Source organism: Rivularia sp. PCC 7116, assembly GCF_000316665.1.
In the GTDB taxonomy this organism is placed as follows: domain Bacteria; phylum Cyanobacteriota; class Cyanobacteriia; order Cyanobacteriales; family Nostocaceae; genus Rivularia.
Map to the genome: position 1 here is coordinate 25,096 of NC_019678.1, position 18,039 is coordinate 43,134.

16 protein-coding genes are annotated in these 18,039 nt (G+C 39.6%); 4 read left to right on the plus strand and 12 right to left on the minus strand.

Features of this window, described 5'->3' with window-relative positions:
* Positions 1-59: 59 nt before the first annotated feature.
* Positions 60-692: an SGNH/GDSL hydrolase family protein gene (locus tag RIV7116_RS00100; protein WP_015116213.1), complete on the plus strand. Its 633-nt coding sequence runs from the start codon at positions 60-62 to the stop codon at positions 690-692.
* A gap of 104 nt (positions 693-796) precedes the next feature.
* Here the strand turns inward: RIV7116_RS00100 and RIV7116_RS00105 are convergent, their stop codons facing one another.
* On the minus strand, positions 797-1,306 hold the full coding sequence (locus RIV7116_RS00105) for a GNAT family N-acetyltransferase (RefSeq protein WP_015116214.1): 510 nt from the start codon (positions 1,304-1,306) through the stop codon (positions 797-799).
* Positions 1,307-1,377: 71 nt separating this feature from the next.
* Positions 1,378-2,010, minus strand: a complete 633-nt coding sequence (locus tag RIV7116_RS00110; RefSeq protein WP_015116215.1) for a TetR/AcrR family transcriptional regulator — start codon at positions 2,008-2,010, stop codon at positions 1,378-1,380.
* Between the two features lie 551 nt (positions 2,011-2,561).
* Here RIV7116_RS00110 and RIV7116_RS00115 point away from each other — a divergent pair.
* Positions 2,562-3,956, plus strand: a complete 1,395-nt coding sequence (locus RIV7116_RS00115) for an efflux RND transporter periplasmic adaptor subunit (RefSeq protein WP_015116216.1) — start codon at positions 2,562-2,564, stop codon at positions 3,954-3,956.
* 309 nt (positions 3,957-4,265) lie between these two features.
* Positions 4,266-7,460: an efflux RND transporter permease subunit gene (locus RIV7116_RS00120; RefSeq protein ID WP_015116217.1), complete on the plus strand. Its 3,195-nt coding sequence runs from the start codon at positions 4,266-4,268 to the stop codon at positions 7,458-7,460.
* 69 nt (positions 7,461-7,529) lie between these two features.
* On the opposite strand, the gene RIV7116_RS00125 is transcribed toward RIV7116_RS00120, so the two are convergent.
* The 7 genes from RIV7116_RS00125 to RIV7116_RS36245 all read right to left on the minus strand — a co-directional run bounded on the left by RIV7116_RS00125 (position 7,530) and on the right by RIV7116_RS36245 (position 14,448).
* On the minus strand, positions 7,530-8,363 hold the full coding sequence (locus RIV7116_RS00125) for a formylglycine-generating enzyme family protein (RefSeq protein WP_015116218.1): 834 nt from the start codon (positions 8,361-8,363) through the stop codon (positions 7,530-7,532).
* Positions 8,364-8,554: 191 nt separating this feature from the next.
* The gene (locus RIV7116_RS00130; protein ID WP_015116219.1) at positions 8,555-10,183 is read right to left on the minus strand and encodes a formylglycine-generating enzyme family protein; all 1,629 of its coding nucleotides are present in this window, start codon (positions 10,181-10,183) and stop codon (positions 8,555-8,557) included.
* Positions 10,132-11,295, minus strand: coding sequence for a hypothetical protein (locus RIV7116_RS00135; RefSeq protein ID WP_015116220.1), 1,164 nt, complete (start codon positions 11,293-11,295; stop codon positions 10,132-10,134). Before RIV7116_RS00135 ends, RIV7116_RS00130 begins: the two co-directional genes overlap by 52 nt.
* 107 nt (positions 11,296-11,402) lie before the next feature.
* Positions 11,403-12,410, minus strand: coding sequence for a MoxR family ATPase (locus RIV7116_RS00140; protein WP_015116221.1), 1,008 nt, complete (start codon positions 12,408-12,410; stop codon positions 11,403-11,405).
* Complete coding sequence (locus tag RIV7116_RS33535; protein ID WP_015116222.1) at positions 12,407-13,921, minus strand: trypsin-like peptidase domain-containing protein; 1,515 nt, start codon at positions 13,919-13,921, stop codon at positions 12,407-12,409. Before RIV7116_RS33535 ends, RIV7116_RS00140 begins: the two co-directional genes overlap by 4 nt.
* 7 nt (positions 13,922-13,928) lie before the next feature.
* Positions 13,929-14,276 (minus strand): CU044_2847 family protein, encoded by a 348-nt coding sequence (locus tag RIV7116_RS00150; protein ID WP_015116223.1) that lies wholly within the window; start codon positions 14,274-14,276, stop codon positions 13,929-13,931.
* Between the two features lie 31 nt (positions 14,277-14,307).
* Complete coding sequence (locus tag RIV7116_RS36245; RefSeq protein ID WP_198287568.1) at positions 14,308-14,448, minus strand: hypothetical protein; 141 nt, start codon at positions 14,446-14,448, stop codon at positions 14,308-14,310.
* A 42-nt stretch (positions 14,449-14,490) separates the two neighbouring features.
* Between RIV7116_RS36245 and RIV7116_RS00155 the strand changes: the two genes are divergently transcribed.
* Positions 14,491-15,501, plus strand: a complete 1,011-nt coding sequence (locus tag RIV7116_RS00155) for a formylglycine-generating enzyme family protein (RefSeq protein WP_015116224.1) — start codon at positions 14,491-14,493, stop codon at positions 15,499-15,501.
* Here the strand turns inward: RIV7116_RS00155 and RIV7116_RS37505 are convergent, their stop codons facing one another.
* The 3 genes from RIV7116_RS37505 to RIV7116_RS00165 all read right to left on the minus strand — a co-directional run bounded on the left by RIV7116_RS37505 (position 15,502) and on the right by RIV7116_RS00165 (position 18,019).
* Positions 15,502-15,747 (minus strand): DUF4277 domain-containing protein, encoded by a 246-nt coding sequence (locus RIV7116_RS37505; RefSeq protein ID WP_083894028.1) that lies wholly within the window; start codon positions 15,745-15,747, stop codon positions 15,502-15,504. It lies immediately after the preceding gene.
* Between the two features lie 12 nt (positions 15,748-15,759).
* Positions 15,760-17,151, minus strand: coding sequence for an ATP-binding protein (locus tag RIV7116_RS00160; RefSeq protein ID WP_015116226.1), 1,392 nt, complete (start codon positions 17,149-17,151; stop codon positions 15,760-15,762).
* 172 nt (positions 17,152-17,323) lie between these two features.
* The gene (locus tag RIV7116_RS00165; protein ID WP_015116227.1) at positions 17,324-18,019 is read right to left on the minus strand and encodes a DUF4079 domain-containing protein; all 696 of its coding nucleotides are present in this window, start codon (positions 18,017-18,019) and stop codon (positions 17,324-17,326) included.
* Positions 18,020-18,039 lie beyond the last annotated feature (20 nt).

Below are 18,039 nucleotides of genomic sequence, written 5' to 3' on the forward strand. Positions count from 1 at the left end.
TCCCCTTATCTCCCTATCACCCATTACCCACTACCTATTACCCATTACCCAATCAAAAAATGCCCCACATTGTTCTAATCGGTGATTCAATTTTCGATAATGCTGCTTACGTTGGTGGAAATCCAGATGTAATTTCGCAGTTACAACTAAAACTTCCTGAAAATTGGAATGCTAGTTTAAATGCAATTGATGGGAATAAAGTTGATGATGTTTACACTCAACTGGAAAAATTACCCAAAGATGCTACTCATTTAGTTCTGAGTATAGGAGGAAATGATGCACTTAGCTGTATCGGTATTTTAAATGAGAAAGTCGCTTCTTCTGCTGAAGTATTTATTAAGCTGGCTAACTTACGAGAAGACTTTGAAAACCAGTATCATAAATTGCTACGAAGAATTTTAAGTCTCGGTATACCTACAGCTATTTGTACTATTTATAATCCGAATTATCCCGAATCAACTTATCAAAGAATTGGGGTTGCTGCTTTAACAATTTTCAATGATGTGATTATTCGACAAGCTTTTCAATTCGGTATTCCGCTAATCGATTTGAGATTAACCTGTAATGAAGCTAGTGATTACGCAAATCCAATTGAACCTTCATGCGCCGGTGGTGAAAAAATTGTGAATGCGATTGTTAATGCTGTTTTTGAGCATAATTTTGATAGGCATTATACTCAGGTTTTTTATTGATTTGGTAGCTAAAAAATGAGGTAAATTATTTGTGATATTTTTAATTTATTATTTGACAGAATAAGTATTTATCACTTACCTAATTACTTATCAAATAAGGATATTTATATTAAATTGATTAAATAGCGAATTTCTCGGATTTGAAAATTTTCTCTAACATCAGTTTTAGTCGCTCCATCTGGTTGAAATCCCATTTTTTCATAGAATTTACGCGCTATTTGATTGGTATCGAGTACCCAAAGAGTTATTTGAGTAAATTGTTGATTTCTCATATCTTTAAATATAAATTCAACAAATTCTGTTCCCAAACCTTTTCTCCAATATTCGGGATTGATATATATTGAAGTAATTTCTCCTGTTATTTTAGAATCCTTGTCTCGATCGCGAGTTTGTCCGAAATTAGCAAAACCTACTACCAAATCGTCGATTTTTTGGACTATCGTATGAGTTTGGGAATTAGTTAAAATATTTTGCCAAGATTTTTCGCGTTTTGAAATCGATAAATTGTTTAAATAACTCTGAGGTATCAAACATTTATAAACTTTTTGCCAAGATTTTACGTGAATTTCAGCAATATCTTTTACGTCTTCAAGGATTGCGGTTCTGATAGTCATTAAGCTTAATCAAATTCAATTTTCATACCCACTTATAAAACTACAGCTTAGTTTTAGCTAATTCAAATGGTTCAATCAAAATTCTTCATCCCCTGAGCCACAAATTTAACTAAACGAGAAATAGCAATTTCAATCTCCTCTGAAGAATTTCCAGTTATTACTTTATCTGACTGACCAAGTTGATTTGCAGTACGGATTATGATTGCGATCGCTAAATCTAATTTCCAAGTTAGTTCGGTACGAGTTTGATCGGGAAGCGCTCTTTGCAGAATATCTAAAAATCGTCGTTGACTTTCATAAAATTCTTTGTCTGCAAGTTGCTGTATTGGTAAAGGTTCCGCACGACAACGCCCCATGAATTGAGCGCGAACCATTCCTGCTTCTCCCATTTGAGTTATTATCCTCAAAGGAGGGCCGTAAAATGCTTCTAGAATATTCTCTAGTGATGGTGGTTCTTCTAAATTTTCATATTTGGCAAGCTCCTCTAGCTGAGATGCTACTATCTGTTGAGCAGTTCTCTGCACCACTGCAATAAAAAGCTCTTCTTTTGAACCAAAATGGTAGTGAACTGCTGCAATATTAACTCCTGCTTCTCGAATCACGTTACGTAAACTCGTGCCAGCAAAGCCTTTTTCGGCAAATAAACGCTCAGCTACGTTAAGTATTTGCTCTTTCGTATCTATAGTTGTTACAGTATTTTTCATTTAAAACAAACGTTTGATTGATGCGCGACTTTAATTATAATTGACTTATTTATAAACTTCCTGTTCCAATTTTACGGCATGCAAGCCAAGTATTGGGCAAAATGCATTCAATAAAAAACTGCTCTGTTAGCTGTTTAATCTAAGAGAAGAAAAGCAGAATACCTTTATGATAGCTCTATTTTAGCTGTAAAAGTAATTAAAAGAATTGGTTCCAATGGTTGAAAAACATGTATGCAATTCAACATATGTATCTATCAAACGTATGATTGACGAAAATTAAAACGTGTGTTTGAATTGTATGCATGAGAAAACTTATTTCGCGGAAAGTTGCGGTGCCGGGGTCCCCGAGGCACTACGTTGCGGTGAGACAAGGTAAGGGGGTGTCGGTTTCCGTCCTCCAAACTAGCGTTAGCGAAGCGAGGCGTTAGCCTTACCCGGAGGGAGGTTCCCAAGCCACTACGTTGCGCGGGAACAAGCGCGTTGTAGCAAGTGCCGTCCCGTTGAGCAAACTTTCTCAGACGAAGATATAAGCCCCACTGGAGGCAAGTACTATGAACCCAGATTTTACTCCAAATTCCCAGATATCGGGTGATGAAACACTTGACAATGGGGGATATTCACAAGAAAAAGAGAATCAGTACCGAGATTATTCCAAGTTGCTTCGCTATGGAATGTTGGGTTTGCTTGGGTTAATGGTAGCAGCAGGGGCTGTGTTTGGTGCTAAGAACTTCACTCAAGCAGAACCTGAAACCCAGGAAGTCGCAGTGGCAAAACCTTTGCCAGTTACAACTTTACGAGCCAAACCCGTTGAATCCTATCAGGTTATGCGGACTTACACTGGTGAAATTGCTGCAATTCGGACTAGCGAATTGGGGTTTGAACGAGGTGGAAAGTTAGTTAATGTTTTTGTCAAAGAGGGCGATCGTCTGAAATCGGGACAGCCAATTGCAAAGCTTGATGTAAGTAATTTACAGATGCAAAAATTGCAATTAGAAGCTCAAAAAGCCCAAGCACAAGCAAGATTGGATGAATTTATTGCAGGTCCTCGTCAGCAGGATATTGCAGCCGCTCGGGCAGCAGTAGATGATATTCAACAGCAGTTGCAGCTACAAAGAACTAAGTTAAAGAGACGAAAGTATTTGTACGGTGAAGGAGCAATTTCCCGAGAACAGCTAGATGAAATTTCTTTCGGTGAAAATTCTTTAAACGCTCGTTTGAGACAAGCTCAAAGTAATTTAAACGAACTTTTAGCAGGGACTCGTACAGAACAAATAGCCGCACAGCGAGCAGTGGTTAAACAATTAGAAGCAAGTATATCAGACTTAGAAATTAATATAGCTAAAAGTACTATCAAAGCACCATTTGCAGGTATAGTTTCCGCTCGTCAAATCGATGAAGGAACGGTAGTAAATACAGGTCAAGCTGTGGTGAGATTGGTAGAAAATACCAGTCCAGAAGCTAGAATTGGAATGCCTGCAAGCGTAGTAAATCGATTGCGAGTTGGTAGCACTCAAAAGGTACAAATTAATAATCAGACTTATTCAGCAAGAGTCGCTTCAATTTTGCCAGAAGTTAATCCTAATACTCGTACTCAAGTAGTCGTATTGAAATTAGAGTCTTCCTTAATATCTCAAATTAACCCCGGTCAAACAGTTAGGTTAAAGCTGACAGATACAATTTCCACAGAAGGATTTTGGTTGCCAAATAAAGCCTTAACTCAGGGATTGCGCGGACTTTGGACTAGTTACGTTTTAACCAAACCGAAAGTAGAGAATGCAAGTACTCCTAAAAATTCATTTGTACTTGAGCAGCGAACTGTAGAAGTATTACACCAAGAAAGCGACAGAGTTTTGGTACGGGGTACTTTGCAACCCGGAGACAGAATTGTTGCAAACGGAGTTCATCGCTTGGTTCCCGGTCAGATTGTGCGTCCGATTGGGGAGTGAGGAGAGAGGGGGAGATGGGGAAGAGGGGGGAGAGGGGGTAGAAAAAATTAATTCTTACCCCATAAATTTAATCCTAAATAAATCCATATATTATCAAAATCCAAAATAAATTAACTTTTAACTCGCTACTGATAATTCACAATTCCTAACTCTTTTAATCAAAACGTAATTGACAATTTTCTTAATACATAATGGTGCGTTACGGCATTATCAAAGGAATAATCTTCCAATCGAATGATCTCGTGCCGTAACACACCAGGGCAAACTATTACCCATTACCAATTATCTATTACCAATTACCTATTAATCATGGTTCTTCCTTTTTTCCGCAATGTCCGTTTGCTAATCCTAACCTTTGTATTAATCATATTTTGGGGACTTTCGGCGTTTCAATCTTTACCGCGTCAGGAAGATCCGCAGTTGGTAGCTCGGACTGGTATTGTTACTACTATTTTTCCTGGAGCTAGTGCGGAACGGGTGGAAGCGCTGGTGACGGAAGTAATTGAATCAGAGATGTCTGAGATTGAGGAAATTAATACTATCACATCCGATTCTCGTATTGGTTTATCAACAGTTTCGATTGAATTAAAAGATACTGTAAGCGAAGCCGAACCCATTTGGACAAGGGTAAGGGATAAGTTAGCAGATGCGGAACCGCAATTTCCATCGGGTGTACTGGAACCGGATTTAGATGAAGCGGAAACCCGAGCTTATGCGGTAATTGCATCTTTAGTTTGGGAAGGAAAAAGCGAACCTAATTATGCAATTTTACGCCGTTTTGCACAGGAGCTTGATGTTCAACTTCGGGGTGTGGGGGGAACTGAAAAGGTTGATACGTTTGGTTTCCCTTCGGAAGAAATTACTGTGGAAATTAATCCATCGGATTTAGCAGCAGTAGGATTAAATGCTCAGCAGTTATCGCAACAAATACAGCAAAGCGATGCCAAAGTTAGCGCTGGACAATTACGGAGTCCGCGAAATACTCTAGCGATAGAAGTAGAAGGAGAACTTGATTCGTTAGAACGAATTCGTCAAATACCGATTTCTTCGACTACGAGCGGACAGTTTACTCGTTTGGGGGATATTGCGAGGGTTAATAGAGGTATCAGACAACCAGTTACAGATTTGGCTTTGATTGGTAGCAAACCTGCTGTAGCTTTGGGTGTTTTGATGGAACCGGGAAATAGAATTGATTTATGGGCTGGGAAAATCCGCGAACAGTTAGAAGATTTTCGTCAGCGTGTTCCAAATGGAATTAAATTGGAAGTTATTTTTGACCAAAGTAGTTATGTTGAAACACGTTTAGATAATTTAATTTCAAATCTATTATTTAGTGCGTTCCTTGTGGTTGCCGTAACTTTTGTGGGGATGGGTTGGCGCTCTTCTCTTATTGTTGGAGCTGCATTACCTTTGACAGTGTTTGCGGTGTTTGGTGAATTGCAGATTTTTAATATTCCGATTCATCAAATGTCAGTGTCGGGATTGATTATTGCTTTAGGTTTATTAATTGACAACGCAATTGTAGTTGTTGATGAAATTCAGGTCGAACTAGAACATGGATTAAAGCCAAAAGATGCGGTGGTGAAAACGGTTAATTATTTAACTGTTCCGCTGCTGACTTCAAGTTTAACCACAATCCTTACCTTCTTACCAATTGGTTTATTACCGGGAGGAGCGGGGGAATTTGTTGGTTCCATCGCTTGGGGTGTAATTATGTCCCTGGTTTCTTCTTTGGTAATTTCTTTGACGGTAATTGCTGCGCTTTCGGGTCGTTTTTTGGCTCAAACTCAAGTTGACGAGGAAGATATTCGTCCGAAACGCAAATCCCGTAAATCTCGACTTTTATCAAGACTTTTATCAACAATTAAAAATCCCCATGCTTGGTGGAATTCAGGTTTATCTTCACCTTTTTTAGGTCGGATTTATCGTAAAACTTTAAACTGGGCTACAGCTAAACCTTTAATTGCGATTGTTTTAACAATGATATTACCGGTTATGGGTTTTATAAATGTTAGTTCTCTACCTACACAGTTTTTCCCTTCTCTCAACCGCGATCAGTTTCAAATCGAAGTCGAGTTTCCCGCTCAAACTTCCATTGCTCAAAGTCGCGAGGATGTATTATTGGCTCGTAAATTAATTCAAGAACATTCCCAGGTTGAGGAAGTTCACTGGTTTGTCGGAGAAAGCGCTCCCAAGTTTTACTACAACTTTACTGGTGGGATGAAAAATGCTGCTTACTACGCTCAAGCAATGGTACAGCTAAATACAGATAAAGGGGTTATGCAATTAATTCGGACTTTACAAGATGAGTTAGATTCAGCATTCCCTAGCGCTAGAGTTTTAGTAAAACAATTAGAGCAAGGACCACCATTTGAAGCTCCGGTGGAAATGCGGATTTTCGGCCCTGATATCGCAGAATTAAGAAGATTAGGTGTTCAAGTTAGGGAAATTTTGACACAGATACCCGACGTTACCCATGCTAGGGATGACTTAACCGAAACTTTGCCCAAGTTGGGTTTAGAAGTAGATGAAGAGCAAGCAAGATTAGTCGGACTTGATAATAGGGCTATAGCGCAACAGTTAGAAACTTATTTAGAAGGTTCCGTTGGTGGTTCGATTCTGGAATCTACGGAAAATTTACCAGTAAGAGTAAGAATCGCGAATTCAAATCGAGGAGATTTATCTCAGATTGCTTCCCTTAACCTACAGCCAACTCAACAAACTGGTACCGAACCAAATTTACGTCCTCTCTCAGCATTAGGGAAGTTTAATCTGGTTCCTCAATTAGCAAGCATTTCCCGACGTAACGAACAAAGAGTTAACACCGTCCAAGCTTTTATTTCTGCTGGGGTTTTACCGTCAGTAGTTCTGGGAGAATTACAACAACGTTTGCAAGCACAGGAATTTGAATCAAAACTTCCTCCCGGATACAGATATGAATTTGGTGGAGAACAAGCAGAAAGCGGAGAAGCTACCGGAAATCTCATGTCAACTGTGGGATTGTTGGGGTTAATTATGGTGATTACCCTAGTGCTATCCTTGGGTTCCTTCCGAATGGCTGGTATCGTGTTTGCTGTTGGGGCTGGTTCGGTTGGTTTAGCTTTATTTGCTCTGTGGGCTTTTGATTCGGTATTCGGATTTATGGCAATTGTCGGGACAATGGGTTTAATTGGGATTGCTATCAACGGTGCGATTATTATTTTGTCAGCCTTTAATGAAGATGAAGCAGCCAAGAATGGTGATGTTAAAGCAGTACGGGAAGTTGTAGTCAAAGCGACACGTCACGTCTTAACTACAACCATTACAACAATGGTCGGTTTTATTCCACTAATTGCCGATGGCGACCCTTTCTGGCTACCTTTAGCGATTGCGATCGCCGGTGGGATTGGTGGTTCTCCGCTACTGGCGCTTTATTTTACTCCTGCGGCTTATTTGTTGGTGAAAGGACGGAGGAAGAATACGAGAAAGCGGAAGCAGCTTTTGCTTCCTCCGGCGGTTTCTTGATAAAAAGTAAGTCAAAAAGAAGAAACTCGTTTATCATAAAATGCAAAATAACTAAAGTGTAGAGGACTACTAAGAAGTCCTCCCAACACCACAGGCAAGACGAAAACCAATAGCGTCGTCGATAAGCTCGCGCCAAGCATAGTTGAGGCGGCACGCAGACCGGCAGTCTACAGGATCGCTGTCCCAGGAAACGCCCCGCAGCACGCCTGTTCCTTGTCTTTGATAAAGATTATCATTCTTGTCATCAAACCAAGCACTACCATCCGTTGGCGCTCCTTCGTAATTATCATGCCAATCATCAAGGCACCATTCATCAACATTCCCATGCATATCGCATAACCCAAAAGCATTCGCTAGACCAAAACTTCCTACAGGTGTTGTTTCCTCGCGGTATTCTCCTTCGGAAGCATTCCCGTAAGTTGATGTAGCATTATAGTTAGCCAAATCTGATGTAATTGTCTCGCCAAAATGAAACGGTGTAGTTGTACCAGCACGACAAGCATATTCCCATTCGGCTTCGCTTGGTAAACTATATTTTCTTTTAGTGTGATTTGATAATCTGGCACAAAACTCAACCGCATCGTACCAAGAGACTTTCTCAACAGGGCGGTTATCTCCTTTGAAGTTTGATGGCTCTGCTTTTAATTCTCTTTCTACTTCAGGTAATTTAGCTACGGCTTTCCACTGTGCTTGAGTAACTTGGTATTTACCCATGAAGAAAGTTGGAACTGTAACTTGGTGTTGAGGACGTTCATCATCTGTACTACCTTCTTCATCTTCTGGTGCCCCCATTGTAAAGGTACCACCTTTAATTAGCACCATCTCCAGTTCAACTCCATCACCCAAGCTCTCTACAAAATATAGCCCCGTCTTTCGGCTTTTTTTTATGATTGTTTGTGTCATTGATTTTTATATTTCACACTTACTAAAGTTCTCCTTTCTCATTTCTCATTTCTCCTTACCAGTCGAAGTCTCTGGAAATACGTTCCCACAGAGAGCATCGAAACGAGAGCCAAAATTCGAGTGGCTATAAGGCAACAAAACAAGAAAAAAAGAAAAATAATAAGGTAAAAGTTCTAAAAAATAAAGGGCTACTAAAAAGTCCTCTCAACCCCGCAGGCAACACGAAAACCAAAAGGGTCAGTTATGTTGTCGCGCAGCGCCCTATCGTAGCTGTTGCGAGACGCGGAACGGCACAAATTTGGAGAGTCGATCCAGGAACCGCCCCGCAGCACCGCTCCTCCTTGCTTTTGAGAAAGATTATCATCCTCACTATCGAGCCAAGCATTGCCATCTTTCAGCGTATGTTTATAGTTATAATGCCAGTCATAAAGGCACCATTCCCAAACGTTGCCGTGCATATCGTATAATCCAAAAGTATTAGCTAGAAATTTCCCTACTGGAGTAGTTTCTTTACAATATTCTCCTTTAGCTTCCCTAGTATAAGTTTTAATAGCAGCATAATTAGCTAAATCACCAGTAATTGTTTGACCAAAGTGAAACGGTGTCGTAGTACCTGCACGACAAGCATATTCCCATTCCGCTTCAGTGGGTAAAGTGTAGATTCTACCTGTATAGTTAGAAAGACGATTGCAAAATTCAACTGCATCGTACCAGGATACTTGTTCTACAGGGCGGTTATCCCCTTTAAATCTAGAAGGTTCTAGTTTTATCTGCCTATTTATCTGGGATAACTGCGCTACAAATCGCCACTGTGCCTGAGTTACAGGATACTTACTCATGAAAAAAGGTTGTACAGTTACTGTATGCTGGGGACTCTCGCTTTTACGGCGTTTTGGTTCATCTTCTGGGGAACCCATTTCAAAAGTGCCTCCAGGAATCGCCACCATTTCTATTTTTAGTTCTGCTTGTTTTCCTGGGACTTCACCTAAAAACTCTAGGAAATAAAATGCTTGTTTTTGCTCTTTATTAATTACTTGTCCGCGATTATCAACTGTTACCGTTTCAAATTCAAAAGATTTTAACTCGTCTTCTAACTCATCATCTCGGGTAATATCTGGGTTTATAACCGCGACATCATAGTCAAAAGGTTTTAGCTCAATTCCCATCAATTCAGCAATTTCCGTCTCTTCATCATCTTGGATAGGTTGAGCCTCAATGGTGTCCTGCGCCCATTTTAATAACAACGGCTCAAAACCCTTCTCCGATAACAAGTCAGCATAATTCTCTACTAATGCTGCCCATTTAATACGTTGTTGAGCATCTGCGGATGCCGTTAACCTTTGTAATTCTTCTTTGATGGCATTAACTGCTTCTGTTCCATCCCCACTCAAATATGCTAATGCCGTCCAGTTTGGACGCTCTCCCAATACCAAAACACGGTCATTGTCTTTCTGTAAGCGATTGGCAATGTACTGTGACATAAAATTCGCCAGTTCCTTGAGTCTTTCTTCCCCAAATTCAATACACAAACGACTCAGCAAGCGGTTTCTGGTTTTCCCCTCCATCTCATAAAGGTCATAGCCTACGGGTTGACATAAACCCGATAGCAACACATCGGCTACTGCATACCAAGGACAATCCCGGACAAAATTTTCGCGCAGACAATAAAGCAAATCTGAAGTGATAGTCAGCGGAAAAGCTGCATGATAGGCTAAAAATAGAGCCTGTTCTCCGTGACGTTTTGCAAAGACTCGAATGCGGCGAGTTGTTAAATCTTCTCTGTTGCTTGGTTTCTTTGAGTCGGGGAATACATTTGCCATATCTCAATCATATTCTCTTGGGTCATTTCTTTTGTTGCCGTTTGCAAACTAGCAGGCTCGTAAGTTAACATCCTGCCATTAAGTATCGCATCGATTGTAATCGCTGAAGTCTGCTCCCAGCGTTGCGGTGGTAAAGGATTAAGCCAGATTAATTGACGAATGCAGGGAGATAATGCAGTTAAAAACTTTGATATTCCTTCAATTCTTTCTTGGCTATAGGTAGCTGTTGCAGCTCCAGCATCGCTGATAATTAAGGTAATAGTACGGTTACGATGCAGTTTTGATAACAAGTCATTGAGGGGTTGAGCAACAGTTGGGCGATACCAATGATAAAGATATTCGTCGGGATAGCTGGTAAATCGATATATCCGAGCGGGAGTGATTCGAGCTTCTGCAATTGCTTGCATAAAAGGTTCAAGGGCGGGGAAAAATGGAATCATTGCTAAATTATCATCAATTAGCAGCAGCAATTCAGTTCGTCGAGTTTTGACTGGACGCATCACCACATCAGCAAACAAACCTTCCCGTCCAATTTGTTCAAGTGTCGCTTCAATATCCAATTCATAATCCCAACCAACTCGCTGCGATTGTCTCAACAAACGCCAAGCTGTTTGAACATCTTGCAATTGAATCGGAAAGTCTTTTGCAACTAGCTGAAAGTCATTCCTAGTATTCTCAAACTTTGGGGAAGCTGCGGAAGTTTGCATCGCAACTGGAACTTTTGCTTCACCAGGTTTATCAGTTGATGGCGATTTCTGCTTTCTGGGTGGAATTTTGGGGAAATTAGCTGACTGTTTTACCGCAGAAGGAGTTTTTTCTAGAGATTGCGGTTCTTTTTCTACGGATTCTACAGGCATTTTATTATGATGCTGCCAAACATAGCTCTCAAAAGTACGGTCAAAAATACCAATATCGTAGTTATCGCAAGGTTTTACCCATAACAGCCGACACACTCGTTTTATATCCTCCCATCCACCTAAACCATACCCGCGAGCAACTGCTTGTTGCAATAAGTGATATTGTTCCAGAGTTAGAGCCATTCCTGCTTGTCGCAATTCTTGGAATAAATCTAATAATAATGAATCAATTTTGATTGATTGAGAATCACTCATGAATAAGGATTTGATATTTTTTTAACGCAGAGGAGCGCGGAGGTTAACGCAGAGGAGCGCAAAGTATTGATTGAAGGATTTTTTTTTCATTGTTAATTATTCATTATTCATTGTTTTTTCTGATATAACTCCTGGTCTTGCTTGGTTTTTAAAAGCGTTCCTAATAATGGTAATTTCTTAGATAAATTGTTTAAATCATCCAATGCCTTTTCAACATCATTTCTATTTAAAAGTGCGGTAAGAAACTCGATAAATTCGCTAGTCCCTGGTGGTCTGCTTCCAGGTATGATTGTAAGTCCCGCGCGAATTTCATAAAAACTATTCATAGCTTGTTCGACAATTTTTTGTTTATCTTTTGTTAACTCACCAAATCGCTTATCAATTATTTTCTTTAATTGGTCTTCTTGAGGAAATTTGACAAAAAAGTACAGACACCGACGCAGAAAAGGTTCTGGTAAAGGTTTCTCACGATTGCTAGTAATAAAAATAATCGGCTTATTTTGGGGAGTCGGATATAACTCACCAGTTTCCGGTACTTCAAAGCGTAATTCTTCTAATTCCAGCAGTAAATCATTCGCAAAATCACTATCTGCTTTATCAATTTCATCAATTAACAAAATAGGACGATATTTATGTTCTTGTAATGCCTTACCTAATGCTCCAAATTCCCGATAATTCTTCTTATCCTGCAACCGCTTTTTTAAATCTCCAATTTCTACAATACCTAAAAATTCTTGCAACTGTTGCGGGTTAGTTCCCATTAACTGAGCGTCTCGCAATCTGGCAATAGCATCATATTTATAAAGTCCATCACGAGCGCGTGTTGTAGATTTTATATTCCAGATATAATAATCCCAGTACTGGTTTTGCAGATACTTTTGGGTAAATTCATAGGCAACCGCCGCCGCTAAACGAGTTTTACCACAACCGGGTTCTCCTTCTAAAAGTAATGGACGCTCTAGCGCGATCGCCAAATTAACCGCTTCTTTTAAATCCTCACTAGGTAGATAGGGATAGCAGATTCGTCCCAAAGAATCTTTTATTTCCTTTTGGGGTTGATATTCTCCCTTATACTGATAATCTGGTTCTGGTAATGGTTCTTGATTCTTACTCATCCTGCTAACTTCCAATAAGGTTCAATTGCTGTAATACCATTTTCAATTTGGAATACCGTATAACAAATTTCATCTAGTATTTCTAAAGGTTTTTCTTCCCAACCTGGAATATCATTCTCAACAATTGATTGTACGTAATCATCAGTTTGATTGAGTTTGCTATAAACATCTTCTTGAGCCAACCAATTTTCTACATCTTTCTTTAAAATCTTTTGTAAAGGTGTCAGTTTTAGAGAAGATTGAGTTTCGTTAATTTCGTTAATAGAGATAGGCTGAACGAATGAAAATGGAAGTAGTTTATTCGACAAAGTAGCACTGTTTTTTTCTGCTAATATTAAAACCAAGCGCGAGCGAAAAGAACGCGGAATTGAACTAACTTTTTCAACTAAATCTGACCAAAAAGCATAGAATTTACCTACTTTTTCTGCATCTAAACAGCTAATACCATAAATAACAATAATTACGGACTTTGTTTTACAAAATTCAGCTAACCCTTGAATTACCATTTCACGATTTAGATTTTCTCCTAAATCTTGCTTAAATTCCTGCCAAAAAGCATCAAAATTGTTTCGCATCGGATGAGAGCGAATCCGAATTGATAATTTATAGGCTTGCTTAAAATCCGGTACGCATTTTGCTAAACGCCGCACCAACCAACGCTGAATTCTTTCTTCCCCTGTCTGAACTAAAAAAGCTCCTTCCTTACATTCTTCAATCGCACTTCTAAACTCTTGCTCTTGCTGTTTATAGTCCAATAAACATAAAATTTCTGCTATCTTTTGATTAGAGGATGGCTCTGTAACTAACGGCTGAACAATCGGAATATTGGTTTCCAAAATACGCGGTTTTATGCATGGTTCTAAATCGCACCAACATTCTCTCAAAACTTCAACCGGAATCATAAATCCTGCTTTTACTTGTTTGCGCTTTTCGCTTTCAGCAGGTTCTGCTGCAACCATGATTCCAGCAACTCCATTCAAAGTATCAACCCATACAGGTGCGCCACTAAAACCACCTTCCACATAATAATCACTCTGCTCTAGAACAATCATTTGCACCTGCCCATTCCCAACAAAGTCCCGTAAATCTCCCTTAGTCCATACACCAACGTCGTATCCACTAGGAAAACCCAAAACTTTAAAAGCACTCCATGCATACTTTCCCATAACTAACCCAATTGGAAGAATATCTTCGACTAAATTCTCCTCCAGTTTCAAAGCTGCAATATCATCTCCACCAACCCACATCCCCTCTGGAGACATCGGTTTCCAATAAACAACCTTGGCTTGAACTTTTTGCGTTCGTTCCCAAGCAAGTAAAGGGAAATCTAACTCCACCAAATCTTCAGGACAATCTTGAGCGGTATGTGCAATTCCCAAAGCATCAGCAACAACATGAGCGCAAGTTAAAACATGGCGATTTAATACTAAAAAACCCGAACCTACAATAGCCCCATCCGAGCGGTAGATTCGAGCAATTGTTTTTTTATACAGTTCAAACTCATCTGTCATGAAATAGCTACGCCGATTCCTTCGATTCCTTTTTCCACTTCACCGTAACTTCAAAAGTTACCTCACTTCCCAAAGAAGTAAATACCACTCCAGCATTAGCAGCCAGCTTTACTCCAAATTTCACTTCAGTTTCATCAGGACTAACATCCTTAAGCTTAGAAACAACAGTTGCAAGAACAGGTCTTACATCATCCAAAGCCTTATTAAATGTTTTGCCTGCTGGTGTAACAGCTAGTCCACCATCGCGAGATACAGGTTTGGGAGGTATACCAGTTTGTCCTGCTGGCTTTTCTACTTCAACTAAAAACTTTGTGCCATCTTCTAGCGCAAATTCAACCAGTTGTTTTTCTGCCATAAGTTATGATATTTACATCCTTTTAGTGATGTTATCCCAAAACTTCAGGTTTTAAGCAGAATAAATCTGATAAAAATGCCTTGGGTATTAGAAAGCATTCAGTAGCCGATGCTGTGTAACTCGGCATCTCCACAGCAGAAGTTGCTATTTTAATCAATTGCTGACTCAGCATATTGAAAATACCAATTTATATTGCAGATTGCGTTAAAACCAGATGGTGAATCAAATTCATTTACATTCATTTTCCTTTGAAGTAGTTACCGTCAATCGCAGAGGGGAAATTATTCTTCGAGAAACCAAACAAGCCAACTGTTTTACTGAAACTATTTGCTCTGATGTTGAAAGTAAGAGTATCGGTTTGGATATGGTTTACATTCCCGGTGGTACCTTTATTATGGGTTCAACAGATGAAGAAGTAGAATATGCGATTCGACAAGTTAATTTCGATTTCATTTACAACACGGAAAAACCCCACCATCAAGTAACGGTTCCCTCTTTTTTTATCGGTAAATACTCAGTTACCCAGCAACAATGGAGAGCCGTAGCCGCACTACCCAAAGTTAATCGGGATTTAGAACCAACAAATTTAAGAGATAATTTACCAGTAGAAGATGCCTCTTGGTATGATGCCGTTGAATTTTGCGATCGCCTTAGTCAACATACAGGCAAACCTTACCGTCTGTGTAGCGAAGCCGAATGGGAATATGCTTGCCGTGCCGGTACTACTACACCCCAGAGGGGTTCGTCAGTCGCTCCTGGGGGAAACCCCCATGACCGCGCTGACTCACCATTTCATTTCGGCGAAACAATGACTACGGATTTAGGTAATACTCGTTGCGACGATACTTTTGCCGACGAACCACATGGAACAATAGAGCGTGGGCAAACAACACCCGTAGGTAGTTTGGGAGGAGCTAATAATTTTGGCTTATATGATATGCATGGAAACGTTTTGGAATGGTGTCTTGATGATTGGCACGATAATTACCAAGGTGCGCCGACAGATGGTAGCCCTTGGTTTGATAGTAACGAGCCTCTCGCTCAAAAACAAGGTGAAGCCGTGATGCGCTCTGGTAGCTGGAATTCAGTTTATCCAACCTGCCGTTCTGCGTCTCGCTCATATGGGGATAGAAAAGATAATGCTTTATGCAACAACGACTTACCTAACAAAGATTTTGGTTTTCGTATAGCCTGTGGAGTTGAGAATCTATCTGAAACTTTTTGATTACTCAGGAATGGCCGCAATTGTCACAGTACTCGGATGGTGCGTGACACTGAAAACCTTATTACTACGTTCGACATTACTCAAAGTGTCACAGTACCCTACAACAAAATTTGCCGCTTGCGTAAGTCCTATTACTGATAATACAATTTCTATAAAGAGATTATTTAATTCATACTTGTATAATTTATTCATAAATCGTGCAATTTGATCATCATTAATATAATCACTTCCTACATCTTCTCTAATAAGTTTCTCTTCTTAAACTGGCAAACAAACGGTAAAAACACTCCCTTCACTCAATTTGGAACGCACCGAAACTTTACCACCCATTCCTTCAACTAATGTCTTAACTATCGATAATCCCAAACCGGTTCCACCTGCACGGTTACGGGCTTCATCTACTCGGTAAAAACGCTCAAAAATGCGCGATTGATGTTGTAAAGGTATGCCATAACCGACATCACAAACTTGAACGCATCCTTCTTCCTCTTTGCGAGTTACCTTTAAAGTAATCGGCGTTCCGGCTTCGGAATATTTAACAGCATTGTCTATTAAGTTAAGCAATACCTGTTTAAGACGAGTATAGTCTGCTTTGACTTCGATTATCTCTGTTGAAGCTTCAACTTTAATATTTCTTTCGCTGCATTTATCCGCCATATCTACAACTTCGGTGACTACATCATTTAAAATGCAGTTTTCTATATTAAGATGCAAATTACCGTGGTCTGCTCTGGCTAATTCCAGTAAATCTTGTAATAAACCAATGGTATTGTCTGCTTCCGATGCCGCAGTTTCTAAAGCTTCTTTTTGGATTTCCGTTAAGTTTTGTTGTCTTCTTAATACACTTTGCAAGTATCCGTGGACAATTGTTAAGGGAGTGCGTAATTCATGAGACACGTTACTAACAAATTGTCGCTCTTTTTCCCAGGAATCGGAAAGACGAGCCAGCATCATATTACAAGTTTCAGCTAACTGTTTGACTTCGGTAGGTGCTTTCTCTAAATAAAGTTGTGCCTTTCCTAAATCGTCAGCAGAAATAACTTCTGTCATTTGACTTAACTGGCTTAAAGGCTTCAAAGAGCGCTTGACGTAAAATGCAATTGCCCCAGCCATAATTACAATTACAAAAATGCTAGTAGCACCCACACCCTGCATCATTGCCACAAACATAGTTTGGTCGCGGGTTATATCCTGAGCTACCGAAATATATCCGATTTGCTTGCCACTTATTTTTAAAGAATCGCTGCAAAATACAAAATAGCGATTGCCAAGTTGAATGACTTTAGGTTTGATTGGAATATTTTTTAAGGCAATTAATTGATTTTCTTGAGTTGGAGATGAGTTCATCAAAGTATTAGACTTTGCTAATATTTGATTCTCCGCACTTTCTACCCATAGGAAGGTATTGTTGGTATCTATATTTTTGATCGCTTGAGAAAGTGCTTGTTCCCGCGAAGCCATTTTGCTATAAAGTTCTGCATCGCGGGGTATCGTTGTGGCAATTTCTTCAATATTTTTCTTATGGTTCTCAATTAATATTTGCTGCATTCTCCAACCAGTCCAAGAAGCAAGGCTGCCCAAACCTAGAATTGAAAATGCTGCAACACCAGCCGTTAAACGTAATCTTAAAGAATTAAAGTCAAGTTTCATATATCAATTAGTTAATAGTAGTTAGTAGTTAGTTGCTAGGAGTTAATTGTTAGTTATTATAAAAAATCAAAAATTATAGTCTTGTTAAAAGTCTAAGGAGTAGTTAATTATCAGTTATCACTGTTCGCTGCTAACTGCTAACTGATAACTGATAACTGCAGGCTGCTCGCCATTAAGAGCAGGTTTTATTTACAAAGTCGCATTGGAAGACAAAAGGTTTCTGCCAACTCAAGGGAATTTCTAATAAATCTCTGACTCCTGTCATTCCTTGTCCGATAAATAGTAACAAAGCGAAAGTATTAACGGCTGTGTGGATAATACGCCACTTGTTGGACTTGTCGCGATAAATTTCCGGTACAATTGCTAACGAAAAAACCATTAGTAAAGAGGCAGCTATTCCATAATAGTAATGCGACCAATACCATTCATTTGTACGTCGAAAAACTCCATCTTGGCAACCCAATATAACTATACCCATTCCAGTTAAGGTTGCAAAAATTGCTCTCCACTTTTTCTCTTTAGCTTTGTAGAGAAATACCAAAGAAGCGATAGTGGCAGCAAATAACAAGAAGAGAAAAACTACTTGAAAAGGTGATTTGCTCAACAATTCTTGTTTGATAATATTTTCTACAATTGGGTGTCCTACACCGAGTAAAGTTAGCCCCACAACGGAACCCGTTAACCAATCTCCTAAGCGCTTATGCTCCGCACCTGAAACTGCGGGAATTTTACTTTTAACTTTAGCTTTGGTTTGTAAACGACGCTGACGCGCAGCCCAAGCAAGGTTTACTACATTACCGATGAGAGGAAATACAAAAACAACTGCGATCGCCGGATGTATGAGCGTAACAAAATCTGATAGTTCCATCTTCTTGTCTAAGCCTTGTA